This window comes from Microbacterium testaceum (genome assembly GCF_029761935.1).
GTDB lineage: Bacteria > Actinomycetota > Actinomycetes > Actinomycetales > Microbacteriaceae > Microbacterium > Microbacterium testaceum_A.
In genome coordinates, this window is sequence record NZ_CP121699.1 from 1426129 (window position 1) to 1452292 (window position 26164).

At 70.8% G+C, this 26164-nt stretch carries 22 protein-coding genes and 1 riboswitch; of the genes, 15 read left to right on the plus strand and 7 right to left on the minus strand.

The window, feature by feature from the left end:
* Positions 1-187: 187 nt before the first annotated feature.
* From QBE02_RS06945 to QBE02_RS06955, 3 genes are all read left to right on the plus strand, one after another.
* A complete protein-coding gene (locus QBE02_RS06945; RefSeq protein ID WP_279367660.1) occupies positions 188-1840 on the plus strand; it encodes a thiamine pyrophosphate-binding protein in 1653 nt (550 codons plus the stop codon).
* A complete protein-coding gene (locus QBE02_RS06950; protein ID WP_279367661.1) occupies positions 1837-3276 on the plus strand; it encodes an FAD-binding oxidoreductase in 1440 nt (479 codons plus the stop codon). The genes QBE02_RS06945 and QBE02_RS06950 overlap by 4 nt, the downstream gene beginning before the upstream one ends.
* A 529-nt stretch (positions 3277-3805) precedes the next feature.
* Positions 3806-4573, plus strand: coding sequence for an endonuclease domain-containing protein (locus QBE02_RS06955; RefSeq protein ID WP_279367662.1), 768 nt, complete (start codon positions 3806-3808; stop codon positions 4571-4573).
* A gap of 357 nt (positions 4574-4930) precedes the next feature.
* Here QBE02_RS06955 and QBE02_RS06960 read toward each other — a convergent pair whose 3' ends face one another.
* A complete protein-coding gene (locus QBE02_RS06960; RefSeq protein WP_279367663.1) occupies positions 4931-6313 on the minus strand; it encodes an MFS transporter in 1383 nt (460 codons plus the stop codon).
* 118 nt (positions 6314-6431) lie between these two features.
* Between QBE02_RS06960 and QBE02_RS06965 the strand changes: the two genes are divergently transcribed.
* The 6 genes from QBE02_RS06965 (at position 6432) to QBE02_RS06990 (ending at position 13234) form a co-directional block, all read left to right on the plus strand.
* Positions 6432-7895 carry a fumarylacetoacetate hydrolase family protein gene (locus QBE02_RS06965; RefSeq protein WP_279367664.1) on the plus strand — a complete coding sequence of 488 codons (1464 nt, stop codon included), beginning with the start codon at positions 6432-6434 and terminating at the stop codon, positions 7893-7895.
* A complete protein-coding gene (locus QBE02_RS06970) occupies positions 7892-8578 on the plus strand; it encodes a GntR family transcriptional regulator (protein ID WP_279367665.1) in 687 nt (228 codons plus the stop codon). The genes QBE02_RS06965 and QBE02_RS06970 overlap by 4 nt, the downstream gene beginning before the upstream one ends.
* A gap of 104 nt (positions 8579-8682) precedes the next feature.
* On the plus strand, positions 8683-10203 hold the full coding sequence (hpaE, locus tag QBE02_RS06975; protein WP_279367666.1) for a 5-carboxymethyl-2-hydroxymuconate semialdehyde dehydrogenase: 1521 nt from the start codon (positions 8683-8685) through the stop codon (positions 10201-10203).
* Positions 10204-10249: 46 nt separating this feature from the next.
* The gene (hpaD, locus tag QBE02_RS06980) at positions 10250-11404 is read left to right on the plus strand and encodes a 3,4-dihydroxyphenylacetate 2,3-dioxygenase (protein ID WP_279367667.1); all 1155 of its coding nucleotides are present in this window, start codon (positions 10250-10252) and stop codon (positions 11402-11404) included.
* 259 nt (positions 11405-11663) lie between these two features.
* On the plus strand, positions 11664-12449 hold the full coding sequence (locus tag QBE02_RS06985) for a fumarylacetoacetate hydrolase family protein (RefSeq protein WP_279367668.1): 786 nt from the start codon (positions 11664-11666) through the stop codon (positions 12447-12449).
* Positions 12434-13234: an HpcH/HpaI aldolase family protein gene (locus tag QBE02_RS06990; protein WP_279367669.1), complete on the plus strand. Its 801-nt coding sequence runs from the start codon at positions 12434-12436 to the stop codon at positions 13232-13234. The genes QBE02_RS06985 and QBE02_RS06990 overlap by 16 nt, the downstream gene beginning before the upstream one ends.
* Here the strand turns inward: QBE02_RS06990 and QBE02_RS06995 are convergent.
* Positions 13228-14067: a helix-turn-helix transcriptional regulator gene (locus QBE02_RS06995; protein WP_246077935.1), complete on the minus strand. Its 840-nt coding sequence runs from the start codon at positions 14065-14067 to the stop codon at positions 13228-13230. The two genes, QBE02_RS06990 and QBE02_RS06995, sit on opposite strands and share 7 nt — an antisense overlap.
* A 102-nt stretch (positions 14068-14169) precedes the next feature.
* On the opposite strand from QBE02_RS06995, the gene hxlB reads away from it, so the two are divergent.
* The 3 genes from hxlB (at position 14170) to QBE02_RS07010 (ending at position 16248) form a co-directional block, all read left to right on the plus strand.
* Positions 14170-14742 carry a 6-phospho-3-hexuloisomerase gene (hxlB, locus tag QBE02_RS07000; protein ID WP_279367670.1) on the plus strand — a complete coding sequence of 191 codons (573 nt, stop codon included), beginning with the start codon at positions 14170-14172 and terminating at the stop codon, positions 14740-14742.
* A 28-nt stretch (positions 14743-14770) separates the two neighbouring features.
* On the plus strand, positions 14771-15394 hold the full coding sequence (hxlA, locus tag QBE02_RS07005) for a 3-hexulose-6-phosphate synthase (RefSeq protein ID WP_141375260.1): 624 nt from the start codon (positions 14771-14773) through the stop codon (positions 15392-15394).
* A gap of 122 nt (positions 15395-15516) precedes the next feature.
* Complete coding sequence (locus QBE02_RS07010; protein WP_279367671.1) at positions 15517-16248, plus strand: DUF6882 domain-containing protein; 732 nt, start codon at positions 15517-15519, stop codon at positions 16246-16248.
* 48 nt (positions 16249-16296) lie between these two features.
* On the opposite strand, the gene QBE02_RS07015 is transcribed toward QBE02_RS07010, so the two are convergent.
* The 3 genes from QBE02_RS07015 to glyA all read right to left on the minus strand — a co-directional run bounded on the left by QBE02_RS07015 (position 16297) and on the right by glyA (position 19306).
* On the minus strand, positions 16297-16788 hold the full coding sequence (locus tag QBE02_RS07015) for a cytochrome C5 (RefSeq protein WP_279367672.1): 492 nt from the start codon (positions 16786-16788) through the stop codon (positions 16297-16299).
* A 90-nt stretch (positions 16789-16878) separates the two neighbouring features.
* Positions 16879-17763: a bifunctional methylenetetrahydrofolate dehydrogenase/methenyltetrahydrofolate cyclohydrolase gene (locus QBE02_RS07020; protein WP_279367673.1), complete on the minus strand. Its 885-nt coding sequence runs from the start codon at positions 17761-17763 to the stop codon at positions 16879-16881.
* Positions 17764-18031: 268 nt separating this feature from the next.
* On the minus strand, positions 18032-19306 hold the full coding sequence (gene glyA, locus QBE02_RS07025) for a serine hydroxymethyltransferase (RefSeq protein ID WP_279367674.1): 1275 nt from the start codon (positions 19304-19306) through the stop codon (positions 18032-18034).
* Positions 19307-19363: 57 nt separating this feature from the next.
* Positions 19364-19449: riboswitch (ZMP/ZTP riboswitch) on the minus strand.
* 171 nt (positions 19450-19620) lie between these two features.
* Here glyA and QBE02_RS07030 point away from each other — a divergent pair.
* The 3 genes from QBE02_RS07030 to QBE02_RS07040 all read left to right on the plus strand — a co-directional run bounded on the left by QBE02_RS07030 (position 19621) and on the right by QBE02_RS07040 (position 22947).
* Positions 19621-20007 carry a YrdB family protein gene (locus QBE02_RS07030; RefSeq protein ID WP_279367675.1) on the plus strand — a complete coding sequence of 129 codons (387 nt, stop codon included), beginning with the start codon at positions 19621-19623 and terminating at the stop codon, positions 20005-20007.
* Positions 20004-21419: an FAD-binding oxidoreductase gene (locus QBE02_RS07035; protein ID WP_279367676.1), complete on the plus strand. Its 1416-nt coding sequence runs from the start codon at positions 20004-20006 to the stop codon at positions 21417-21419. The genes QBE02_RS07030 and QBE02_RS07035 overlap by 4 nt, the downstream gene beginning before the upstream one ends.
* Before the next feature lie 127 nt (positions 21420-21546).
* Positions 21547-22947, plus strand: a complete 1401-nt coding sequence (locus tag QBE02_RS07040) for a L,D-transpeptidase family protein (RefSeq protein ID WP_279367677.1) — start codon at positions 21547-21549, stop codon at positions 22945-22947.
* 304 nt (positions 22948-23251) lie between these two features.
* Here QBE02_RS07040 and QBE02_RS07045 read toward each other — a convergent pair whose 3' ends face one another.
* Together QBE02_RS07045 and QBE02_RS07050 are read right to left on the minus strand one after the other, a co-directional pair.
* Positions 23252-25471 (minus strand): NADP-dependent isocitrate dehydrogenase, encoded by a 2220-nt coding sequence (locus QBE02_RS07045; protein WP_279367678.1) that lies wholly within the window; start codon positions 25469-25471, stop codon positions 23252-23254.
* 114 nt (positions 25472-25585) lie between these two features.
* Positions 25586-26119: a hypothetical protein gene (locus tag QBE02_RS07050; protein ID WP_279367679.1), complete on the minus strand. Its 534-nt coding sequence runs from the start codon at positions 26117-26119 to the stop codon at positions 25586-25588.
* Between the last annotated feature and the right edge of the window lie 45 nt (positions 26120-26164).

The window sequence follows — 26164 nt, forward strand, 5'->3', positions numbered from 1 at the left end:
TGAACGATAACACTGTGGTCCGCGGCCTGCGCGTCGGGATGCGCGCGGCGAAAAGCGCGATCGCATAGGATCGCACCGTCAGGCGCACGAGGTCGTGCGTCGCTGCTCGAAAAAGGGGCACGTAGCGCGAGACCCGCGCGAGACACATACGGCTCATTCCCGTTCCTGTTTCGCGAAAGGCTTCCGCATGCCCATCGTCTCCGCGCACGTCGCCCACACCCTCGGCCGTCATCTCGACCACGTCTTCGGCGTGATGGGCAACGGCAACGCGTACTTCCTCGACGCCCTGCACCGTCACACTGACGCCGTCTTCACCGCGATGCGGCACGAGGCCGGCGGGGTCGTCGCCGCCGACGCGCACTATCGCGCGTCGGGCCGCATCGCCGCCGCGACCGCCACCTACGGTGCCGGTTTCACCAACACGCTCACCGCCCTCGCCGAGTCGGCGCAGGCGCGCATCCCCCTGCTGCTCGTGGTCGGCGACGAGCCCACCTCGGGCCCGCGCCCGTGGGGCGTCGACCAGGTCGCGCTCGCCTCGGCCGTGGGCGTGCGCACCTATACCGTCGGCGATCGCGACGCCTCGGCCACCGTGCTCATCGCGCTCGAGCACGCGCTGACGTACCGCGTGCCCGTGGTGCTGGCGATCCCCTACGACGTCGTCACGCGTGAGGCCGGAGAGCTGACGGATGCCGCGACCGTCACGATCCCCTCTCCCCTGGCCCCGCACGGTCCGGCTGCGCACGCCACGCTCGACCGCATCACCGACGCCCTCGCCGCCGCCGAGCGTCCGTTCCTGCTCGCCGGTCGTGGAGCCTGGCTCGCCGACGCCGGCCCCGCGCTCGGGCGCCTGGCCGAGACGACCGGGGCGATCACGGCATCCACCGCCCTCGGTCGGGGCATCTTCCCCGACACCGCCCACGACCTCGGCGTCACGGGTGGCTTCGGCGCCGCAGGGGCGATGGAGCTCGTGCGCGAGGCCGACGTCGCCGTCGTCTTCGGCGCGGGGCTCAACCAGTTCACGATGCGCTTCGGCGAGCTCTTCGCCCCGGGCACGCAGGTGTTCCAGATCGATGTCGCGTCCACGGCGACCCACGCCCAGGTGGGTGGGTTCGTGCGGGCGGATGCCGCGGTGGCGGCCGACGAGATCGCGAACCGCCTGCGCTCTCGCGGGGCGGTCTCGTCGGGCTGGCGCGACCGCGTCGACGTCGCCCCTCTTCGCGAGCAGGAGGCCGGCGAAGGAGTGGCTCCGGATGGCCGACTCGACCCCCGCTCCGCCGCCGCACGGATCGGCGAGCTGCTGCCCGAGGACCGGGTCGTGGTATCGGACGGCGGGCACTTCCTCGGCTGGTCGAACATGTACTGGCCCGTCGCCTCGCCCGACCGCGTGATGATGGTCGGCACGGCCTACCAGTCGATCGGACTCGGCTTCCCCTCGGTCGCGGGGGCCATCGCCGCCCGCCCCGATGCCACCGTGGTGCTCACCACCGGCGACGGTGGCGGACTCATGGCGATCGCCGACCTCGAGAGCGCCGTGCGCACGGCCGGCGGTCACGGTATCGCGGTGGTGTGGAACGACGCCGCCTACGGCGCCGAGATCAACCTGTACGGCCTGAAGGGACTCGCCCGCGAGCCGATGCTCATCCCCGAGGTCGACTTCGCCGCCGTCGCCCGCGGCTTCGGCGCCGAGGGAGTGGTCGTGCGCGAGGTCGCCGACCTCGAGGCACTGGCCGGATGGACCCGCCGCGACCCCGCCGAGCGGCCCTTCCTGCTGCTCGACCTGCGCATCAGCGGCACCGTGATCGCGCCCTACCAGCGCGAGATCATCAAGGTGAACTCGTGAGCGAGCCCGCGGGGCGGGCGGGCGCGGTGCGGGACGCGGTGTCGCGCGCGAAGGCTGATGCGACAGAGGCCATCGCGGGCGCGTCGCCGAAAGACGCCCTCGCGGAGCTCCGCTCCGCGCTCGGCGATCGCCTCCTCGACGATCCCGCGAACCTCGCGGCCTACGCCGTCGACAGCTCGCGCGCGCAGCCCGAAGGCCCGCCGATCGCCGTGGTGCGGGCGACCTCGGCCGACGACGTGTCGACGACTCTCGCGTGGGCGCACGCCCGCGGCATCCGGGTCTCCGTCCGCGGAGCGGGAACCGGGCTCTCCGGTGGCGCCGTCGCGTACGCCGGCGGGCTGGTCGTCTCGCTCGAGGCGATGAACCGCATCATCGACATCGACGTCGACAATCGCCTCGCCGACGTCGAGGCGGGGGTGATCACGGCGGATCTCGATGCCGCCGCCCTCGCGCACGGCCTGTTCTTCCCGCCCGACCCGGCGAGCGCGCAGTGGTCGACGATCGGCGGCAACATCGCCACGAACGCCGGCGGCCTGCGCTGCGTCGCCCACGGCGTGACCACCGACGTCGTCGCGGCCCTCGAGGTCGTGCTCGCCGACGGCCGCGTGATGCGCACCGGCGCGCGCACGCGCAAGAACACCACCGGCTACGACCTGACCAGCCTGTTCACCGGCTCGGAGGGCACGCTCGGCGTGATCACCGCCGCGACCGTGCGCCTCAAGCCCGTGCCACCCGGGCAGCCGCGCACCTTCCGCGCGAGCTTCGACGACATCGAGGATGCCGGCCGCGCGGTCACCGCGATCGTGTCGGGCCAGGCCGCCCCCGAGGTGCTCGAGCTGATCGATGCGCGCAGCGTCGAGATCATCGAGGCGTTCCACCCGAGCGGCCTCCCCACGCCTGGTGCGGCGATGCTCGTCGGTCAGACCGTGGGTCTCACGGCCCTCGGCACCGCCGAGGCCATCACCGCGCTCTGCCGTGAGCACGGCGCCTCAGAGACCGAGATCAGCGACTCCGACAGCCTGCTCGAGGCCCGTCGCCTGGCGAATCCCGCGCTCACCGCGCAGGGACTGCGGGTGTCGTGCGACGTCGGAGTGCCGGTCGCGCAACTGGCGACGGTGTTCCGCGGCATCGGCGAGCTGGCCGAGCGTCACGGTCGCCGCATCGCGGTGGTCGCGCACGCGGGCGACGGCAACCTGCACCCGACGGTCGAGGCGGGCGAGAGCCCCGAGGAGTACGCCGCGGCCGAGCTCGTGATCGACGACATCACGCGCCTCGCCCTCTCGCTCGGCGGAACGATCTCGGGCGAGCACGGCATCGGATCGGTCAAGCGTCACGAGCTCCCCTGGCAGCAGGATGCCGTGGCCCTCGACGTGCAGCGCGCGATCAAGGCCGCGCTGGATCCGCGCGGCATCCTGACGCCCGACCGCTCGATCTGAGGTCCGGCCCGCGCTGACCGGGATGCTGGGCCATCGGCGCGGGGGGTCTCCGTCGCGCACGCGGGACGGAAGGCGACGCGCGCGACGCTGGGCTCCGGGCACTCGTTTGCCGCAGATGGTCGACCCCACGCGCACGCGGCGACCATGTCAGGCAAACGACGTGGGCAGGAGATGTCGCATGCCGCAGGTGGTCGGCACGAAGCGGACCGAACCACCATCTGAGGAAAACGAACCCCCGGGCAGACGGCGCGTTGCGCCGGAGACCCGCCCTGTTATCCACAGATCGCGGATGCCGCGCCGACGGCCCTGCGCGGTGTGCGATGTTTCGGGGGTGAGAGCTGCTCCCCTTCCCGTCGAGCTACCCGAGTCCTTCTCGGTCTCTGCGGCGAGGAATCTCGGGGTGCCGCGAAGTCGGCTTCGGGCTGCCGACCTCTCCTCTCCTTTCCACGGAGTACGGACGTGCTCTGATCGGCCGGACGGTGCGTTCGAGGCGTCCGTACGGCATCGGTCAGCCGCCTATGCCGCACGCATGCGGGAGTGCGAGTTCTTCTGTCTGGTCGCCGCGGCGGTGGCGTGGGGCGCGCCGCTGCCCTCATCGGTTTTCCACCTCCGCGACGGGAACCGGCTCGTCGAGCGCCCCATCGATGTCGGGGTGCTCTTGCCTTCGCGCGCGAGGAGGGCGCGCGGGGTGCGCGGCATCTCGCTCACAGAGGGGATGGGCAGTGTCCGCATCGAACCCGTGAGCGGGCTGCGGGTGACGAGCCCCGCAACGACCTGGGCCATGATGGGCGCCCTGCTGCAGCGGGACGACCTGGTCGCGCTCGGCGATGCGTTGGTGCGCGAGCCCATGCGCTCCGATGACCCACCAGCGCTCGCGACGATCGCCGAGCTCACGGCAGCTCTCGAGGCAGGACGCCGGCGGGGCGCCGCCGCACTGCGGGAAGCGCTTCCGCTGGTGCGTACACGCTCTCGGTCGAGGAAAGAGACCCAGACCAGACTCCTGCTTCTGGCCGCGGGCCTGCCCGAACCGTCGCTGAATCACCCCGTGGTCGTCGAGCGCGAGGTCGTAGCCCTCGTCGACCTCGCATATCCCCACCGCAAGGTTGGCATCGAGTACGAGGGCGAGCAGCACCTGATCGACCCACGACAGTGGGCACGCGACATCCGGCGCTACGAGATGCTCGCCGACCTCGGATGGCGCATCATTCGCGTGACCGCGTCCGACCTCGCGCAGCACCGGAAGGAGTTCGCGAAGAGGGCGCGCGCGGCGCTCTCCCGCGGACCGCGCCTCGGTTGACGCGCGCCGTCGGCCGGGCACCCCGCGTTGTTCGAGCCACGGCATCCGCTCACGTGCCTCGAGGGGCCGCCGGCCCGAGCAACACCGACCAACCGAGGCAAATCAATCGACAGGCCACACGCTCACTTGCCTCGAACGGCCAGCCGGCCCGAGCAGCACCGACCACCTGAGGCAAACCAACCGACAGGCCGAGCGCTCACTTGCCTCGAACGGCCAGCCGGCCCGGGCAGCACCGACCATCTCAGGCAAATAAGCTCGCCGGGGCCGCTGAGCCCGGCCGCGGCCCTGAACCGCGCGCCGCACAACGCCGAACGACCCCACCGCGCCGGAGCGCGACAGGGCCGTCCGACAACCGGCTCAGACCTTCGACAGCCCCCGCACCGGGCTCACTTCCTGCTCGGCCTCGTGGTCGGGGCCGAGGGGGATGCCGCTGCGGTCGCGCAGCAGCAGCGTCGCGACGAGACCGAGCACGGCCATGATCGCGAGGTACACCGTGACCGACACGGTCGTTCCGGTGCTCTCGACGAGGGCGGTCGCGATGGTCGGGGCGAACGCGCCACCGAGGATCGCGCCGAGCGCGTAGGCGATCGACACCCCCGAGAAGCGGATGGATGCCGGGAAGAGTTCGGCGTACAGCGCGGCTTGCGGGCCGTAGGTCAGACCGAGGCCGACCGTGAGCAGCATGAGGCCGATCGTCAGCAGCACGATGCTGCCGGAGTTGACCAGTGGGAACAGCGCCACGATGGCCACGAGCATCGACAGCCAGCCGATGATGTAGGTGTTGCGGCGGCCGATCTTGTCGCCGAGCCACCCGCCGAGCCACGTGAAGAGCAGCCACGTCACGGCCGACAGGGTCACGGCGCCGAGCACGTCGGCGGTGGCCAGGCCCAGCGGGCCCTTCGGGTCGGTCGCGTAGCGCTGGATGTATCCGCCGGTGGTCATGTAGCCCACGGCGTTGTTGCCGGCGAACACGAACGCGGCGATGATCACGAGCAGCGAGTGCTTGCGGAACAGCTGCACGATCGGCATCCGGGTCTGCTCCTTGCGCTCGGCGAGCTCGACGAAGACCGGGCTCTCTTCGACCTTCTTGCGCACGTAGTAGCCGACGAGGATCAACACGAACGACAGCAGGAACGGCACGCGCCAGCCCCACGCGAAGAAGGCGTCTCCCGGGGCGATGACGGCCATCAGGGCGAGCATGCCGCTGGCGAGCAGCAGGCCGAGGGGCACGCCCAGCTGCGGCGAGGCGCCGAAGAGGCTGCGCTTGGTCTTGGGGGCGTGCTCGACGGCCATGAGCACCGCGCCGCCCCACTCGCCACCGGCCGAGATGCCCTGCAGCACGCGCAGCAGGATGAGCAGCACGGGGGCCGCGACGCCGATGACCTCGTAGGTCGGCAGCACACCGATGAGGGTGGTCGAGGCGCCCATCATGATGAGCGTCAGCATGAGCACGACGCGGCGGCCGTACTTATCGCCGAGGTGGCCGGCGAGGAAGGCGCCGAGCGGGCGGAAAAGGAAGCTCAGACCCACCGTGAGGAACGACAGGATCTGCGCGATACCGGGACCGGCGGGCGCGAAGAACAGCTGGCCGAACACGAGACCGGCGGCCGAGGCGTAGAGGAAGAAGTCGTACCACTCGACGGTGGTGCCGACAACGGTGGCGAAGACCACGCGGCGGCGGTCCTTCGGGGTGGAGATGGTGCCGGTGGGCGTGAAGCCCTGCGGCTGAGAGCGGGACATGGGGACTCCTTCGAGACGTCATCGTCAGACCCCGGGACGTCGTCGTCGGCGACGAGGCGTGGTGTTGCTGGGGCGTTCGTCATCGTATACGATTTCGGATACGACGCAAGGGAGCTTCATGAACGACACCACCGACCCCCGGTTCACCGTCCTCGGTGCACGCCCGGGCAAGATCGTGGCCGTCCACCTCTCGTACGGCTCGCGCGCCGACCAGCGGGGTCGTCGACCGGCCGCCCCGTCGTATTTCTTCAAGCCGTCGAGCTCGCTCGCGGCATCCGGGTCCGAGATCGTGCGCCCCGCGGGCACCGAACTCCTCGCGTTCGAAGGTGAGATCGCCCTGGTCATCGGCGAGCCGGCGCGGTGGGTGGCTCCGGATGCCGCGTGGTCGCACGTGGCATCCGTCACCGCCGCCAATGACTTCGGTCTCTACGACCTCCGCGCGAACGACAAGGGCTCGAACGTCCGCTCCAAGGGCGGCGACGGCTACACGCCGCTCGGCCCCGCGCTCATCGACGCCCGTCAGGTCGACCCCGCCGCCCTGCGCCTGCGCACGTGGGTGAACGGCGACCTCGTGCAGGACGACTCCACCGCTGGCCTCATCTTCTCGCTCGCCCAGATCGTCGCCGACCTCTCGCAGCACTTCACCCTCGAGACCGGTGACGTCATCCTCACCGGCACCCCCGCCGGCTCCTCGGTGGTCGTGCCCGGGGATGTGGTGGACGTGCAGGTGGATGCCGGCGCTCACTCGACCGGCCGGCTCCGCACGACCGTGACCCAGGGCGCGCAGTCCTTCAATCCCGCGATCGGCTCGCTCCCCGCGGTCGACGACACCCAGCGCACCGAGGCCTGGGGCTCGGCCGAGGCGGCCGGGCTCACCCCTCCGGCCCCCGTCCTCTCCCCCGCCCTGCGCGACAAGCTCTCGCGCGTCCCGGTCGCCGCCCTCAGCGGACAGCTGCGCAAGCGCGGCCTCAATGACGTCACCATCGACGGCGTGCACCCGCTCACCCCGGGCAGCCGCTTCGTCGGCACAGCCCGGACGCTGCGCTTCGTCCCGCACCGCGAGGACCTCTTCGCCTCGCACGGCGGGGGACAGAATGCCCAGAAGCGCGCGTTCGACGCGGTCAGCGAGGGCGAGGTCATCGTCATCGAGGCCCGCGGCGAGACCGGCTCGGGCACGCTCGGCGACATCCTCGCGATCCGCGCGCACGCCCGCAGGGCCGCCGCGATCGTCACCGACGGCGGGGTTCGCGACGCCGAGGCCGTGGCCGCGGTCGGCATCCCCGTCTTCACCGCTGGTCCCCATCCGGCCGTCCTGGGTCGCCGTCACGTGCCGTGGGAAACCGACGTGGCCGTCGGCTGCGGCGGCACCACCGTCGAACCCGGCGACATCCTGGTGGGCGACGGCGACGGCGTGATCGTCATCCCGCCCGCGATCGCCGAAGAGGTGGTCGACGCCGCCCTCGCGCAAGAGGCCGAAGACGCGTGGATCGCCGGTCAGGTGGCATCCGGTCATCCGATCGAGGGACTGTTCCCGATGAACGCGGAATGGCGCGCCCGGTACGAGAGCGAGGTCACCCGATGAGCGACGTCACCGCCAGCAGGAGCAAGTCGCAGCAGGCTTACCACTGGATCAAGCAGCGCATCGCCTCGCAGGACTTCACCCCCGGCTACCGCCTGGTGCTCGGCTCGATCGCCGGTGAGCTCGCTATGAGCGTCGTGCCGGTGCGCGAGGCGATCCGCCAGCTCGAGGCCGAGGGTCTGGTGATGTTCGAGCGCAACGTCGGCGCGCGCGTGTCGATGGTCGACGACACGGCCTATCGCTTCAGCATGCAGGCCCTCAGCCTGCTCGAGGGGGCCGCCACCGCCCTGTCGGCGCGCGCGCTCACCGCCGACGACGTGCGCCGTGCCCGCCAGGTCAACGAGCTGATGGTCGAGACGCTCGAGCACTTCGACCCGCGTGCTTTCACCGCGCTCAACCAGGAGTTCCACGCGATCCTGTTCGAGAAGTGCGCCAACCCGCGCATGCTCGAGCTCGTGCAGGCCGAGTGGGCGCGCCTCGGGCACCTGCGCGATTCCACGTTCAGCTTCGTGCCGGGCCGTGCCGCGGAGTCGGTGCGCGAGCACGAGAACATCCTCGTCCTCATCGAGAACGGCGCTCCCCTGGCCGAGATCGAGAAGGTCTCGCGCCGACACCGCTCGGCCACCCTCGACGCGTACATGATCCACGAGCACCCCGACGAAGTGCTCGGCCTCCCCGCTTTCTGACCTCGAAAGACCCTTCCGGATGCCATGACCTCGCGCCCGACGACATCGCCGTCGCGGTTCGCCTGCCACCCGGCATCCCCCCCCTCTTCACCGAAGGAGCACCCATGACCACCCCGCTCACCACCGCCCGCCGGATCCCGGCCGATCTGCCCGAGCGCATCCAGCACTACATCGGCGGCCGGTTCGTCGACTCGGTCGACGGCGACACCTTCGACGTGCTCGACCCGGTGACCAACCAGACCTACCTGCAGGCCGCCGCCGGCAAGAAGGCCGACATCGACCTCGCCGTCGCGGCCGCACGCAAGGCCTTCACCGAGGGACCCTGGCCCCGGATGCTGGCGCGCGAGCGCTCGCGCGTGCTGCACCGCATCGCCGACATCGTCGAGTCGCGCGACGAGCGCCTCGCCGAGCTCGAGTCGTTCGACTCGGGCCTGCCGATCACGCAGGCGCTCGGTCAGGCCCGGCGCGCGGCCGAGAACTTCCGCTTCTTCGCCGACCTGATCGTGGCCCAGACCGACGACGCCTTCAAGGTGCCGGGCCGTCAGCTCAACTACGTCAACCGCAAGCCGATCGGTGTCGCGGGCCTCATCACGCCGTGGAACACCCCCTTCATGCTCGAGTCGTGGAAGCTCGGTCCCGCGCTCGCCACCGGCAACACCGTGGTGCTCAAGCCCGCCGAGTTCACCCCGCTGTCGGCGTCGCTGTGGGCCGGGATCTTCGAAGAGGCGGGCCTGCCCGAGGGCGTGTTCAACCTCGTCAACGGCCTCGGCGAAGACGCCGGCGACGCGCTCGTGAAGCACCCCGAGGTGCCGCTGATCTCATTCACCGGTGAGAGCTCGACGGGCCAGCTGATCTTCGCCAACTCGGCGCCCTTCCTCAAGGGCCTCTCGATGGAGCTGGGCGGCAAGAGCCCGGCCATCGTCTTCGCCGACGCCGACCTCGACGCCGCGATCGACGCGACCATTTTCGGCGTCTTCTCGCTCAACGGCGAGCGCTGCACCGCGGGCAGCCGCATCCTCGTGGAGCGCTCGGTCTACGACGAGTTCGTCAAGCGCTACGCCGCTCAGGCCGACCGCGTGAAGGTCGGCTTCCCCGACGACCCCGACACCGAGGTCGGCGCCCTCGTGCACCCCGAGCACTACGCCAAGGTCATGTCGTACGTCGAGCTCGGCAAGACCGAGGGACGCCTGGTCGCCGGCGGCGGCCGCCCCGAGGGCTTCGACGAGGGCAACTTCGTGCGCCCCACGGTGTTCGCCGACGTCGCCCCCGACGCCCGCATCTTCCAGGAGGAGATCTTCGGACCCGTCGTGGCGATCACCCCCTTCGACACCGACGACGAGGCCCTCGCATTGGCCAACAACACGAAGTACGGCCTGGCCGCCTACGTCTGGACCAACGACCTCACGCGCGCGCACCTGTTCGCGCAGAACGTCGAGGCCGGCATGGTGTGGCTGAACTCCAACAACGTCCGCGACCTGCGCACGCCCTTCGGCGGCGTGAAGGCCTCGGGCCTGGGCCACGAGGGCGGCTACCGCTCGATCGACTTCTACACCGACCAGCAGGCCGTGCACATCACGCTCGGCGGCGCCCACAACCCGACCTTCGGCAAGGCGCAGGCGCACTGAGCCCGCCCGACCCCGAGACGCCGACACACACGCAAGGATGCGAACCATGTCAAAACACACCGAAGAGCAGAAGACCTCCTCCGGGTTCTGGGTGACCGAAGAGGCACCGATCCAGTCGGACAACCCCATCCCCACGCCTGCCTCACCCGCACCCGACATCCTGCGCTGCGCGTACATGGAGCTCGTGGTGACCGACCTCGCGGCATCCCGTGTCTTCTACGTCGACATCCTCGGGCTGCACGTCACCGCAGAGGACGACGAAGCGATCTACCTCCGCTCGACCGAGGAGTTCATCCACCACAACCTGGTGCTGCGGAAGGGCCCGGTCGCGGCCGTCGCGGCGTTCTCGTACCGCGTGCGCGCGGCGGACGACCTCGACAGGGCCGTCGCGTTCTACACGGAGCTCGGCTGCGAGGTGCGCCGCGAGCCGAACGGCTTCACGAAGGGCATCGGCGACTCGGTGCGCGTGGTCGACCCCCTCGGCTTCCCGTACGAGTTCTTCTTCGACACCGAGCACCAGGAGCGCCTGTCGTGGCGCTACGACCTGCACTCCCCCGGCGAGCTCGTGCGTCTCGACCACTTCAACCAGATCACCCCCGACGTGCCGCGCGCGGTGAACTTCATGCAGTCGCTCGGCTTCCGCGTGACCGAGGACATCCAGGACGAAGAGGGCACCGTATACGCGGCCTGGATGCGCCGCAAGCCCACCGTGCACGACACCGCTATGACGGGCGGCGACGGCCCCCGCATGCACCACGTGTGCTTCGCGACGCACGAGAAGCACAACATCCTCGCGATCTGCGACAAGCTCGGCGCCCTTCGTCGATCGGATGCCATCGAACGCGGCCCCGGTCGCCACGGCGTCTCGAACGCGTTCTACCTGTACCTGCGCGACCCCGACGGGCACCGCGTCGAGGTCTACACGCAGGACTACTACACCGGCGACCCCGACAACCCCGTCATCACCTGGGACGTCCACGACAACCAGCGCCGCGACTGGTGGGGCAACCCCGTCGTGCCGTCGTGGTACACCGAGGGCTCGCTCGTGCTCGACCTCGACGGCAACCCGCAGCCGGTGCGCGCCCGCACCGACTCGAGCGAGATGGCCGTGACCATCGGCGCCGACGGCTTCAGCTACACCCGCGCCCCCGAGCCCGCGGCATCCGCCCCGGCCGAGTTCAAGCTCGGCAACCAGCTCTGACCCGCCCCACCGTGACACAACGCAGGAGTTCTCACCGCGCCGCCGCAGGTGGCCGCGTCGGTGTGCCCATCGCACGCGGCATCTCCTGCGGTGTGTCCGGGCGGGCTCCCGCACCGACTCCGGCGGCGAGCGCCCGCCGGCACCGACCGCGCCGAGGCACAACGCAGGAGATCCGTGCGGCGAAAGGGCCGGCAGCGGCCGATTCCGCTCGCGGCACGGTCGATCTCCTGCGTTGTGTCCGCCGCACCGAGAGGAACACATGCTCACCGACGCACAGATCGACGCCATCGCGGCCGAGCTCGCCGAGGCCGATCGCGCGCACGCGGTGATCCCGCGGATCACGGCGAGGTATCCGGATGCCGTGGTCGAAGACTCCTACGCAATCCAGGGCCGCTGGCGCGATAGGCAGATCGCCGCGGGTCGCACCCTCGTCGGGCGCAAGATCGGCCTGACGTCGAAGGCGATGCAGCAGGCGACGGGCATCACCGAGCCCGACTACGGCGTGATGTTCGACGACACGGTCTACCGCTCGGGAGACGAGATCCCGGTCGCCCTGTTCTCGAACGTACGCATCGAGGTCGAACTGGCGTTCGTGCTGAAGACCCCGCTCGAGGGTCCCGATTGCACGCTCGACGACGCCCTCGCCGCGATCGACTACGCCGTACCTGCGCTCGAGGTGCTCAACTCGCACATCGAGCTCGAGGGCCGCACGATCGTCGACACGATCAGCGACAACGCCGCCTACGGGGCGATGGTGCTCGGCGATGTGCACAAGCGCCCCGACGAGATCGACCTGCGGTGGGTCCCGGGCGTGCTGAGCCGCAACGGCGAGATCGAAGAGACCGGCGTCGCCGCGGGCGTCCTCGGCCACCCGGCGACCGGGGTGGCGTGGCTGGCGAACAAGTTCCACCAGCACGGCGCGCGCCTGGAGGCGGGCGAGATCATCCTGGCAGGATCGTTCACGCGCCCGATGTGGGTGTCGCAGGGCGACGACGTGCTGTGCGATTACGGACCGATGGGAACGATCTCGTGCCGCTTCGTCTGACCCCGACTTTCCGGGCCGCCCTCGCGGCATCCGATCGCCCCCTCGCGGGCATGTGGGTGTGCTCGGGAAACGCCACGATCACCGAGATCGCCGCGGGCTCGGGCCTCGACTGGCTGCTGCTCGACATGGAGCACTCCGCGACCTCGCTGGAATCGGTGCTGACTCAGCTGCAGGTGGCCGCCGCCTATCCGGTCACCCCGGTCGTGCGCGTGCCGTGGAACGACCCCGTGACCATCAAGCGGGTGCTCGACCTGGGCGCGCAGAACCTCATCGTGCCGATGGTCTCGACCGCCGACGAGGCACGCGCCGCGGTCGCCGCCACGCGCTACCCGCCCCAGGGCGTGCGCGGAGTCGGCAGCGCCCTCGCCCGCAGCGCCCGCTGGAACCGGGTCGACGGCTATCTCGCCGAGGGCGCCGAGCACGTCTCTCTCACGGTCCAGATCGAGACGACGACGGGCGTCGACAACGCCGCCGCGATCGCGACGGTCGAGGGAGTGGATGCCGTCTTCGTCGGCCCCAGCGACCTCTCGGCCTCGATGGGCCTGCTCGGGCAGCAGTCGCACCCCGACGTCGTGGCCGCGGTGCATCGCGTGTTCGCCGCCGCGACGGATGCCGGGACCCCGGTCGGCGTGAACGCCTTCGACCCCGCGGTGGCCGAGGCTTACCTCGACGCCGGCGCGGACTTCGTCGCGGTCGGCGCCGACGTGGCTCTGCTCGCCCGCGCGTCGGAGGCGCTGGCGGCACGCTTCGTCACCGCCCGCGCGGAGCAGCGCGAGAGCTACTGAGCGCGCGCCGTCCCGAGGGCCGCGAGCTCGGCGCGGGTCGAGACCCCGGCTTTGCGCAGCAGATTCGACACGTGGAACTTCGCGGTGTTCTCGCTGATGCCGAGGCGTTCGGCGATCGCGCGGTTGCGTGAGCCGGCCACGACCAGGCTGAGTACCTCGCTCTCGCGGGGGCTGAGATCGACCGCTTCGTCGAGGAAGTCGGGTCGCGGCGGCGGATCGAGCGGCAGGACGACCGAGAGCTCCGACCCCCACCCGGGGGTCGAAGCGACGTCGAACGCCCCGTTGAGCGCGCTGACCCGCTCGACGATCGGTCCCAGCGAGTCGTCGTGAGCGGTGAGGGTGCCTGCTCCGTCGTCGCGGATGCCGATGAGCAGGTTGAGCCCGTCGCAATCCCATTGGATGCGCACGCGGTGCGGAGTACCCCGGTCGAGCAGGGCGAGCACGGCGCTGCGAACGATCGCCCGGGCCTCGTGCGCGACTTCACCCGGCAGGGCGCGCCCGGTCGCCGGCGGCTCCACGAATTGCACGTCGAGGTCGCCGTGTCGAACGAGCGGGCGAAGGTCGGTGCGCAACCGGGCGAAGGCCCCGGTGACGGGCTCGAGCAGGGCGCTGCGATGTTGATCGGTGGAGGTCCGCAGCACGACGAGGGCGGCGGCCGCGGTCTCCACGGCCAGGGCGCGTGCCGCGCGGTCGTCGAGGCGCGTGGACCGCAGGATCGCCAGCACCGATTCGAGGGTCACGGCGTGGCGGTCGGCCTGCTCGGCGACGATGCGTTCGTGCTCGATGACGAGGGCGCGAGACGCGGGGGACGACAACTCGACGGACGGCTTCACCCGCCCAAACCTAGCCGACGGATCGGCACCTACCCGATCGGGTAGGTCGACCTGTGCCGTCGACCGGCCATGAGCGCCGCTCCGCCGGCGAAGCATGGGGCCATGACTTCCCCCGACGCCGGCATCGCGGCATCCCTCTCCCGCATCGCGGGCGAGCTGACCTCGGTCGTCGACCGCCTGGCCACCGGCGACAGCGTGGACGACGTGCTCGAGGTGCTGGGCGGCGCCGACCGCGTGTTCGTCCTCGGCGCCGGCCGCTCGGGCCTCGCGCTGCAGATGACCGCGATGCGCCTCATGCACCTCGGCCTCGCCGTGCACGTCGTCGGCGAGACCACCGCCCCCGCGATCCGCGCCGGGGATGTGCTGCTCACCGCCAGCGGCTCGGGAACGACGACCGCGATCGTCCGCGCCGTCGAGACGGCCACCGAGGTCGGCGCCCGCATCGTGGCGATCACCACCGCTCCCGACTCGCCCCTCGGGCAGGCGGCGGACGCCCTCGTCGTGGTCCCCGCCGCGACGAAGCTCGACCGCTCGGGCACGGCCTCCACCCAATACGCCGGCGGCCTGTTCGAGCAGGCCGTCGTGCTCGTCGGCGACGCGATGTTCGACGCGCTCTGGCGGCGCTCGGGCCTCTCGGCCGACGACCTGTGGCCCCGCCACGCGAACCTCGAATGACCCTCCACCCCGACAGTCAGGACACCCAATGAAGCTGCAGTTCGCCATGGACACCCTCTCCACCGAGGCCGCCCTCGACCTCGCCGCCGCCGCGGCCCCGCACGTCGACATCCTCGAGCTCGGCACCCCGCTCATCAAGAGCGAGGGCCTGTCGGCCATCACCGCGATCAAGAAGGCGCACCCCGACAAGATCGTCTTCGCCGATCTGAAGACGATGGATGCCGGCGAGCTCGAGGCCGACATCGCCTTCGGCGCCGGAGCCGACCTCGTGACGGTGCTCGGCAGCGCCGGAGACAGCACGATCATCGGAGCCGTCACCGCCGCCAAGAAGCACGGCAAGGGCGTCGTCGTCGACCTCATCGGGGTCGCCGACAAGCCGGCCCGCGCGAAGGAGGTCATCGCCCTCGGCGTCGAGTTCGTCGAGATGCACGCCGGCCTCGACGAGCAGGCCGAGGAGGGCTTCACCTTCGCCACGCTGCTGCGCGACGGAGAAGCCTCGGGCGTGCCGTTCTCGGTCGCCGGGGGCGTCAACGCGTCGAGCATCGCCGACGTGCAGAAGGCGGGCGCGCAGGTCGCCGTCGCCGGCAGCGCCATCTACAGCGCTTCCGATGTGGGCGCCGCCGCGGCCGAGCTCCGCGCCGCGATCGTCTGAGCGCCGACCGCGTCCTGAGAACGGCGATGGGCCGGACGATCACTCGTCCGGCCCTTCGCCGTTTCGAGGGCGAGTCCTCGTTTCGTCCGTGCGATCCCGAGCGACCGGTCTAGCGTGGAGCGGTGACGACTTATCCGACTCTCCGGGCTCTCGCCGACCGCGCCTCGTTCTTCACCGCCCTCCGCCAGGACGCACTGGGCCAGGCGGCCGAGGAGCTCGGCGACCACCGATGGGACGTCGACCTCGCGACGGGGACGTTCGCGTTCTCGTCGACCACCGACCCGACCCGCCGATTCGTCTGCGGCGCGCACCTCATCGCGTCGATCGCCCCCGGTCCCCGCTCCGTGCTGTGGGGGTGGGCGCACCCCGCGGGAGGCGGCGATCAGGGAGTAGCCGCGCAGCTGCGCGCCTACGGCGAGACCCACGGGATCGCCGAGCTCACCTCACCCGAGGTTCCGTTCCCCGCGGATGCCCCGGGCGACGCCGACTGGATCGCGCAGGTCTCGCACGAGATCGCCGGAGCCGCCGTCGACATCACCGGCCGCTCGGCGTACTACTCCGCACCCTCGGGTGAATCCGGCACGCGCGCGGTGCTGCTTCTCGATGCCCCGTTGCCCGCGCTGACCGTCGCCGAAGCGATGATCCGGATGCCACGCATCCTGTCGACCACGACGCCCGCCGATCCGCGCGGAGCCGTGTGGAACCTCGCGCGCTTGGCCGGGTGGAGCATGACGTGGACCGACGAGGCGTTCTCGGGCGCCGTCGTCACCGACTCGTCCGGCTCGGTCACCTTCGACTTCGACGAGCAGGCGCGGATCACGTCGATGAAGGGCTCCCTCGGCGGCACCGCCTGAGAACGCGAAAGGGCCGCGCCGATGCGGCGCGGCCCTTTCGAACGGGAGTCAGTCCTCGTCGGCGTCTTCGTCGTCGTCTTCGTCGTCGTCGCCGATGATCTCGATGTCCTCGACCTCGAGCTCGGGCGTGAGCTGCACGTGCACGAGAGCGTCGGGGAACGAGGTCTGACCGGCGAAGACCACGATGATCGCGTCGGCGAACACGCCCACGCCGATCGCCTCGAGGTCGGTGCGCAGGTCGACGTCGGCATCGAGCTCGTCGTCATCGAGGGCGTCTTCGATGTCGCTCGAGATCTCTTCGACGATGGCGCGCCAACGCTCCTCGCCGACCGAGAGCACGTCCTTGAGGTTGCTCATGATCGCGTCGAGGTCGGGGGCTTCGTCTTCGTCGATCTCGGGGTCGAGGTCGACCTCCACCTCGACGCCGGCGGCATCCAGGTGTCCGGAACCGATGACGCTGTCTTCGTCGATCTGGGCGTCTTCGAGCAGGCCGCTCTCGGTGACGCGGCGGAGGAGGTCGTTCAGCACGGACTCAGTCATGAGAAAACCTTGCCACGTCGCACGCGCTCGCGCCTCCCCATTGCGTGCGACGCTCCGTCTGTTCAACCGGCGGCATGCCGTGGTTCACCGTCAGGGGGTGGTGGCGCGCTCCGCCGCCTCGACGACGTTGGTCATCAGCAGGGCCACGGTCATGGGTCCAACCCCGCCGGGGTTCGGCGAGACGAAGCCGGCTACGTCGGCGACGTCGGGGTGCACGTCGCCGTACACGCGCGACTTCCCGGTCTCGGGATCGGTCTCGCGCGTGACACCCACGTCGAGGACGGCCGCGCCGGGCTTGACGTCCTCCGCGCGCACGATGTGCTTCACGCCGGCGGCGGCGACGATCACGTCGGCCTCCCGCAGGTGCTTCGCCAGGTCGGCGGTGCCGGTGTGGGTGAGGGTCACGGTGGCGTTGATCTCGCGGCGGGTCAGCAGCAGCCCGATAGAGCGGCCGATGGTCACGCCGCGTCCAACGACGACGACCTCTTTGCCCTTCAGGTCGTAGCCGTTGCGAAGCAGCAGCTCGATGACCCCGCGCGGCGTGCACGGCAGGGGCGTGTGGATCGCGGCGTTGACGTTGAGCACCAGACGACCGAGGTTCGTGGGGTGCAGGCCGTCGGCATCCTTCGCCGGATCGATGCGCTCGAGGATGGCGTCGGTGTCGATGTGCTTCGGCAGCGGCAGCTGCACGATGTAGCCGTGGCACGCGGGGTCGGCGTTGAGCCGGTCGATGACGGCCTCGACCTCGTCCTGCGTGGCCTCGGCGGGCAGCTCGACCTGGATCGAGTTCATGCCGATCGCCTCGGACTGCTTGTGCTTCATGCCGACGTACAGCTGCGAGGCGGGATCGGCGCCCACGAGCACCGTCGCGATACCGGGGACCACGCCCTTCGCGCGCAGGGCCGCGACGCGCTCGGTGAGCTCCGCCTTGATCGCCGCCGACGCGGCCTTACCGTCGAGAATCGTCGCCGTCATGGCATCCCTCGTTCTGTGTCTGTCGTTCGTGGTGTCGCGAAGTCGCCGCCCCGCAACCCCCTCAGCGATAAACGCCGATCCTGTCGAGACACGCCGCCTCGCACCGTGTTTCGGAAGGAAGAGCGTTTGTCGCGGCTGGGCGCCGCGCGAATGCGACGCGCGGGCTGCGCGGCGGGAAGCGGGGGCCGGATGCCGGGACCCGGCGCCGCGCGAAGAGCGGCCGCCCACCGGGACGGGGCCGCCTCAGCAGCCCCGCCCCGGCCGGGGGTCACTGCTGCAGGTCGGGGTACAGCGGGAAGGCGTCGGCGAGGGTCGCGACGCGCGCGCGCAGGGCCTCGACGTCGGTGCCGGGGATCAGCGCGAGCGCGATGATGTCGGCCACCTCGGTGAACTCCGCGTCACCGAAGCCGCGGGTCGCGAGCGCCGGGGTGCCGATGCGCAGGCCCGAGGTCACCATCGGCGGCCGCGGGTCGTTCGGCACCGCGTTGCGGTTGACCGTGATGTGGATGTCGTGCAACAGGTCTTCGGCCTGCTTGCCGTCGATCTCGGCCTCGCGCAGGTCGACGAGCACGAGGTGCACGTCGGTGCCGCCCGAGCGCACGGCGATGCCGGCGTTCTTCACGTCGTCCTGCGTGAGGCGGTCGGCGAGGATCGCTGCTCCGCGCAGGGTGCGCTCCTGGCGTTCTGTGAACTCGGGCGTCATCGCGAGCTTGAACGCCGTCGCCTTCGCGGCGATGACGTGCATGAGCGGTCCGCCCTGCTGGCCGGGGAAGACCGCGGTGTTGATCTTCTTGGCCAGGTCGGCGTCGTTGGTGAGGATGAGGCCCGAGCGGGGGCCGCCGATCGTCTTGTGCACGGTGGTCGAGACGACGTGGGCGTGCGGGATAGGCGAGGGGTGCACGCCCGCGGCGACGAGACCGGCGAAGTGCGCCATGTCGACCCACAGCAGCGCGCCCACCTCGTCGGCGATCGCGCGGAAGGCGGCGAAGTCGAGCTGGCGGGGGTAGGCCGACCAGCCGGCGATGATGACCTTCGGCTTGTGCTCGAGGGCGAGGCGGCGCACCTCGTCCATGTCGATGATGCTGGTCTCGGGGTCGACGCCGTAGGCGACGATGTCGTACAGACGGCCCGAGAAGTTGATCTTCATGCCGTGGGTCAGGTGACCGCCCTGGTCGAGGGCGAGGCCCAGCAGCGTGTCACCGGGGCGGGCGATCGCGTGCAGCACCGCGGCGTTGGCCGAGGCGCCCGAGTGGGGCTGGACGTTGGCGAACTCGGCGCCGAACAGCTGCTTGGCGCGCTCGATGGCGAGCGACTCGGCGACGTCGACCTCTTCGCAACCGCCGTAGTAGCGACGACCGGGGTAGCCCTCGGCGTACTTGTTCGTCAGCACCGAGCCCTGCGACTGCAGCACCGACACGGGCACGAAGTTCTCGGACGCGATCATCTCGAGGAAACCGCGCTGGCGGTTGAGTTCGCGCTCGAGGACCTCGGCGATCTCGGGGTCGACCTCGGAGAGGGGGGCGTTGAAGTACGGATCGGTCATGCGATCTCCTTGACGATGGTTCCGGATGCCGCGGGCTCGGCGAGCCCGCGTAGATACCGCATCGACCCAGGCGTGCGGTCGAATACCGTCAAGCGGTCGCTCCCCGGTGGTTCCCCACCTCAACGCCAGTCGCGACGGTGCCACTTTAGCGGGTAAACCCCTCCGGGCCCCACGCGTCGTGGCATCCACCGTTCCTCCACAGGTTCCGCCCCACCGGGGTCCGGTCCCTTCGGCCGGGCCTCGATCGCGGCGCCGTCGGCTCGACGCCGAGGGATCGCGGATGCCGCGGCCCGAGGCCCGCGTAAAATGGCGGGGTGACCGACTCCCGCAACGTCCGCGCCCAGGCGCCTCTCGCTCCCGGCATGCGCCCCCGGCCGTCGGCGTGGGAGATCGGCAGCGTCGTCTGCGGCCTGTTCGCCTTCGTGACCCTCGCGGTCTGGGGCTTCCTGGCCTGGCCGTTCCCCTGGAACATCGTGGCCGGCATCGGCGCCCCGGCCCTGGCGATCTTGGTGTGGGCGCTCTTCGTCTCGCCGCGCGCCGTTCTCGCCGTGCACCCCTTCGTGCGCGCCCTCGTCGAACTGTTCGTCTACGCCGCCGCCACGGTGGCCTGGTGGAGCATGGGGCAGGCCTGGATCGGCCTCGTCTTCGCGATCGTCGCCGTCGTCCTGGGCGCTTTGAACGGCCGCCGGCGCCTGGCATGACGCCCGACGGGACGGCGGATTCCGCGCCGTCCGCGCGCTCCCGGGCGGCGGCTGACCGCACGCTCACGCTTCTGCGGGCCGAGCTCGGCGAGCGTGTCGACACCTCGCCCGCGGCCCTCGACGCCGCGCGGGCCGACAAGTCGGGCCACGCGGCCGAGGGACTCCCCCTCGGCGTCGTGCACGCGGCATCCGTCGCCGATGTCCAAGCGGTCATGCGCGTCGCCACGGCCACCCGCACTCCGGTGGTCCCTCGCGGAGCGGGCACCGGCCTCGCCGGAGGCGCGAACACCGGCGGCGGCGAAATCAGCCTGTCGCTGCGCGGCATGGACCGCATGCTCGAGGTACGCCCCGACGATCTGCTGGCAATCGTCGAACCCGGCATCCTGAACGCCGATCTCAACGCGCAGCTCGAACCGTACGGGGTGTGGTGGGCGCCGGATCCCGCGAGTCGGGCCATCTCGACCGTCGGCGGCAACATCGCCACCGGCGCGGGCGGCCTGCTGTGCGCGAAGTACGGCGTGGTGCGCGACGCGGTGCTCGGCGTCGACCTGGTGCTCGCCGACGGACGCCTCCTCCACCTCGGTCACCGCAGTGTGAAGGGCGTGACCGGCCTCGACCTGACCTCCCTGGTCATCGGGTCGGAGGGCACGCTCGGCGTCGTCGTCGGCGCGACCCTGAAGCTCCGTCGCCTCGTCGAGGGCGAGCGCGTGACCCTCACGGCTCTGTTCGAGGGCGTGCGGGCCGCCGCCGTCGCGTCGGCCGCGGTCTCGGCATCCGGTATCCAGCCCGCGATCATGGAGCTGATGGATGCCACGAGCCTCGCGGCCGTGCACCGCCTGCTGTCGCTGCCGGCCCCCGTCGCCGGCGCCGCCCAGCTGACCGTGCAGACCGACGGACCCGTTGCCGTCGACGAGGCGCGCGCGGTCGCCGAGGTGCTGCGCGCCGCCGGAGGCACGGTGACCGTCGCCGCGGACGCCGCCGAGGGCGAGGCGCTACTGGCCGTCCGCCGCGCGATGCATCCCGCGATGGAGACCCTCGGCACGACCCTCATCGAAGACGTGTCGGTGCCGCGCAGCGCCCTGCCCGACATGTTCGACGAGATCGCGCGGATCGAGCGCGAGTTCGGCCTCGTCATCCCCGCGGTCGCCCACGCGGGCGACGGCAACCTGCACCCCAACTTCGTGTTCGAGGGGCCCGAGGTGCCGCCGATCGTGTGGGAGGCGGCCGAGGAACTCTTCCGCGCGGCACTGGCGCTGGGCGGCACCCTCACCGGAGAGCACGGGATCGGCGTGCTGAAGCGGCGCTGGCTCGCCGACGAGCTCGGCGACGACCAGTGGGCTCTGCAGCGCGACATCGCGCGGGTCTTCGACCCGCTCGGCATCCTGAATCCGGGCAAGGTCTTCACCCCCTGAGCGGTGCGTTGCGTGGCCGCTCCGGCCGCGTCGCGCCACCGACGTGATCAGACCGTGATATTGCTCACGGTGTACGCGCAACATCCGCTCGTAGCATGGGAAGACTGACTATCGGGGGGTTTGACTTATGACCGACGGCGCACCTGGCACCGACGGCGCGACCTACGCCTGGGCACCGCCCGAGCCGACGAAGCGCAAGAACCGTTCCGGCCTCTGGATCGGCATCCCCGCCGGCGCGACGGCCGTGGCTCTCATCGCCGCCTCCCTCGTGCTGATCGCACCGGGTGCATCGGTCGCGGGCGTACAGATCGGCGGCCTGACCGCCGGCGCCGCCGCCCAGGCGATCTCGAACCGCCTGGCCGAGACCGCGATCACCGTCGACTCCCCCGCCGGCGCTGTCACCGTCACGGGAGCCGACCTCGGCGCGACCGTCGACGCCGCCGCCCTCGCCGACAAGGCCTTCGCCGACAACCCCATGTGGAAGCCCGCTTCGTGGTTCCCCGAGGGAACCGGCGTGCAGGTGCAGGTGAACGCCGACGAGGCCGCCACCGCGCTGAAGAGCCGCGCCCCCGGCACCTACCGCGCGCCCGTCGACGCCTCCATCGCGTACGACGCGGGCTCGCAGGCGTACGTCGCCACCCCCGCCGAAGCCGGCGAGGGCATCGACGTCGCCGCCGTGACAGCGGCCCTCCAGTCCGCGTTCGACGCGGGCCAGAGCACCGCGACCGTCACCGCGAGCCTCGTGCCCGTCGACGCCCCCGTCTCGACCGACGAGGCCGGTGCCGCTGTCGCCACGCTCAACGGCATCCTGGATTCGGTCGGCTTCTACGTCGGCGAGGAGCGCACCGTCCCCGTCGACCGCGCGACCGCCGCTTCGTGGCTCACGGTCACCCCCGACGGCAAGGGCGACTTCGCCATCTCGGCTGATCAGGCCGCGATCCAGTCCGCCGTCGCGGGCCTCCCGGGCGCGGTCGACCGCGCCGCCGTCAACGCCGACGTGATCGTCGACACCGGCGGAGAGGTCATCAAGGCGCTCACCGAGGGGCAGACGGGCCGCGCGCTCGGCGACACCAGTGGGGTGGCCGCAGCCTTCGCGAAGCAGCTCACCGAGGGCAACGGTCGCTACGCCCTGCCCGTGACCGAGACGCCGTTCGACACCACCAAGACCGAGCGCCGCATCGACGTCAACCTCAGCACGCAGACCACCACGCTGTGGCAGAACGGCCAGGTGTACCGCACGTACACGATCTCGTCGGGCGCGGGCGATCACGCCACCCACACCGGTAACTTCCGCATCGGCTGGAAGACCGCGATGCAGGACATGGGCTGCGTCCCCGGCTACGACTACTGCACCAAGGACGTCCCCTGGGTCGCGTACTTCAACGGCGACGAGGGCTTCCACGGCACGTACTGGCACAACAACTTCGGCACGCCGATGAGCCACGGCTGCATCAACATGACCATCCCGCAGGCCAAGGAGCTGTACGACTGGGCCTACCGCGGTACCGAGGTCTCGGTCCACTACTGAGCCCGGATCCCTGGAGAGGGGCGGATGCTTCGGCATCCGCCCGTCTGCCTTTCTCCCTGTGCGCCTCGCGTCTCGCGTCGCCCCGCCGTGACCGAACGCAGGACTTCCGTCCTCAAGCTCGCCCCGACACCCCGCTTCCGGGGCCCGGCGCGCACAACTCCTGCGCGCTGGCCCGTCCGGGCCCTCCCAGGGGCCCGAAACCAGCGGATTGCAGGAGGTGTGCGGCGCCGACGAGCCGAGCCGCGGCCCGGACATGCAGAAGGGGCGGATGCCGTGTGGCATCCGCCCCTTCCGGGTTTCAGGATCAGCGCAGGGCGTCGACCACGGCGTTCAGCGTGGCCGAGGGGCGCATGACCTTCTCGACGAGCTCCGTGTTCGGGCGGTAGTACCCGCCGATCTCGGCGTGGTGGCCCTGGACGGCGTTGAGCTCGGCGACGATCGTCTGCTCTCCCGCGGCCAGCTTCTCGGCGACCGGGGCGAAGACCTGGGCGAGGTCGGCATCGGTCGACTGCTTCGCCAGCTCCTGCGCCCAGTACAGGGCGAGGTAGAAGTGGCTGCCGCGGTTGTCGATGGTGCCGAGGGCGCGCCCGGGCGACTTGTCGTTCTCGAGGAACGTGCCGGTCGCGGCGTCGAGGGTCTGCGCGAGCACGCGGGCACGGTCGTTGCCCGTGGTGTCGGCGAGGTGCTCGAGCGAGGCCGCGAGGGCGAAGAACTCACCCAGCGAGTCCCAACGGAGGTAGTCCTCTTCGACGAGCTGCTGCACGTGCTTGGGGGCCGAGCCGCCGGCACCGGTCTCGAACAGGCCACCGCCCGCGAGCAGTGGGACGATCGAGAGCATCTTGGCGCTCGTGCCCACCTCGAGGATCGGGAACAGGTCGGTGAGGTAGTCGCGCAGCACGTTGCCGGTGACCGAGATCGTGTCCTCGCCCCGGCGGATGCGCTCGAGCGAGTACGTCGTCGCCTCGGCGGGGGCGAGGATCTCGATGGTGAGGCCCTCGGTGTCGTGGTCGGCGAGGTACTCGTGCACCTTGGCGATGAGGTTGCGGTCGTGCGCGCGGGTCTCGTCGAGCCAGAACACGGCCGGGACACCGGTCGCACGGGCGCGGGTGACGGCGAGCTTCACCCAGTCGCGCACCGCGACGTCCTTTGTCTGGGTCGCGCGCCAGATGTCGCCGGTGCTCACCTCGTGCTCGAGCAGCACGTCGCCGTTCGAGGCGACGACCTGCACGCGGCCGGCAGCGGCGATCTCGAACGTCTTGTCGTGGCTGCCGTACTCCTCGGCCGCCTGGGCCATCAGACCGACGTTCGGCACCGAGCCGATGGTCGCCGGGTCGAGGGGGCCGTTCGCGATGACGTCCTCGATGGTCGCCTGGTAGACGCCCGCGTACGAGGAGTCCGGGATGACGGCGAGGGTGTCGTCTTCTCCCCCGTCGGCGCCCCACAGCTTCCCGCCGTTGCGGATGAGCGCGGGCATCGACGCGTCGACGATCACGTCGCTCGGCACGTGCAGGTTGGTGATGCCCTTATCGCTGTTGACGTACGACAGGCGGGGGCCGGATGCCAGAGCGTCGCGGATCTCGGAGGCGATGGCGTCACCGCCCTCGACGTTCGACAGACCCGCGAGGATCGAGCCGAGGCCGTCGTTGGGGGTCAGGCCGGCCGCGGCGAGAGCGTCGCCGTGGCGGTCGAACACGTCGGCGAAGAACGCCTTGACGACGTGACCGAAGATGATCGGGTCGCTGACCTTCATCATCGTGGCCTTCAGGTGCACCGAGTAGAGCACGTCGTCGGCCTTGGCCTGCGCGAGGGTGTCGGCGAGGAAGGCGTCGAGGGCCGCGGCCGAGAGGAACGTGGCATCCACGATCTCGCCCTGGAGGACCTTGAGGCCCTCCTTCAGCGTGGTGGTGGAGCCGTCGGCGGCCACGTGCTGGATGCTGAGCACGTCGTCGTCGCCGAACACGACCGACTTCTCGTTCGAGCGGAAGTCGTCGTGGCCGAGGGTCGCGACGCGGGTCTTCGAACCCTCGGCGAACGCCTTGTTGCGGTGGGGGTGCTTCTTGGCGTAGTTCTTCACCGCGAGCGGGGCGCGGCGGTCGCTGTTGCCCTCGCGCAGCACGGGGTTCACGGCGGAGCCCTTGATGCGGTCGTAGCGCGCGCGCACGTCCTTGTCCTCGACGCTCGACGCCTCATCGGGGTAGTCGGGGATGTCGTAGCCCTGCGACTGGAGCTCCGCGATCGCGGCCTTCAGCTGCGGGATGGATGCCGAGATGTTCGGCAGCTTGATGATGTTCGCCTCGGGCAGCGTGGCGAGACCGCCGAGCTCGGCCAGCGCGTCGCCGACCTGCTGCTCGGGCGTCAGGCGCTGCGGGAAGGCCGCGAGGATGCGGCCGGCGAGCGAGATGTCGCGGGTTTCGACGTCGACACCCGCCTGCTTCGTGACGGCTTGCACGATGGGCAGGAACGACGCGGTGGCAAGTGCCGGCGCCTCGTCGGTGTACGTGTAGATGATGGTGGAATCGGGCACGTCAGATCTCTCCGTAGAGGCGGCCAGGGTTGCGATTCAGCCTATCGCACGTGGACAAAGTCTCTTGATATCGAGATAGTTCTCGGCATCCCTCCGCCGTCCCGTGCGGACTTTTCAGCCCCGGATGCCGTGCTCTCGCGCGGTCCGCGGGTGCCCCAGGCTCTCGCGGGGAACGTCGACCGCCCGCGCCCAGCCGGGTCCCTCGACGACGACGCCACGAGCGACGAGGTCGTCGATGGCGGCATCCACCTCTCGGGCGATCTCGGGCGCGACCTCTCCCCCGACCACCATCGACACGATGACGCGGCTGAGATCGTTCACCGTGCGCGTCGTGAGGACGACGACCGCCTGCATCGAGAGGGGTCCGACACGGGTGGTCAGCAGGGACAGACCGGTCCCGTTGAAGAGTGTTTCGGCGAGGAAGCTGCCACGTTCGTAGACGGTGAGCGTCTCTCCCGTCGCACCCGGGTTCGCGTGGGCCGCTCGCTCCGGCGCGGCACGCAGGTGCGCGCGCTGCAGAGCCTGCTCGAACGCGAGCAGAGCGGCATCCTGAACGCCTTGCGGAACGTGCACCGTGCAGGACAGGGCGATCCGGTGACGCCCCGCGCTCGTCTCGGGCGCTCGCAGGGGCCGGTCAGCATCGTGCACCCGCCCAGCGTATGCACAGGTGACGAGAACCGCATGCGACGGCAT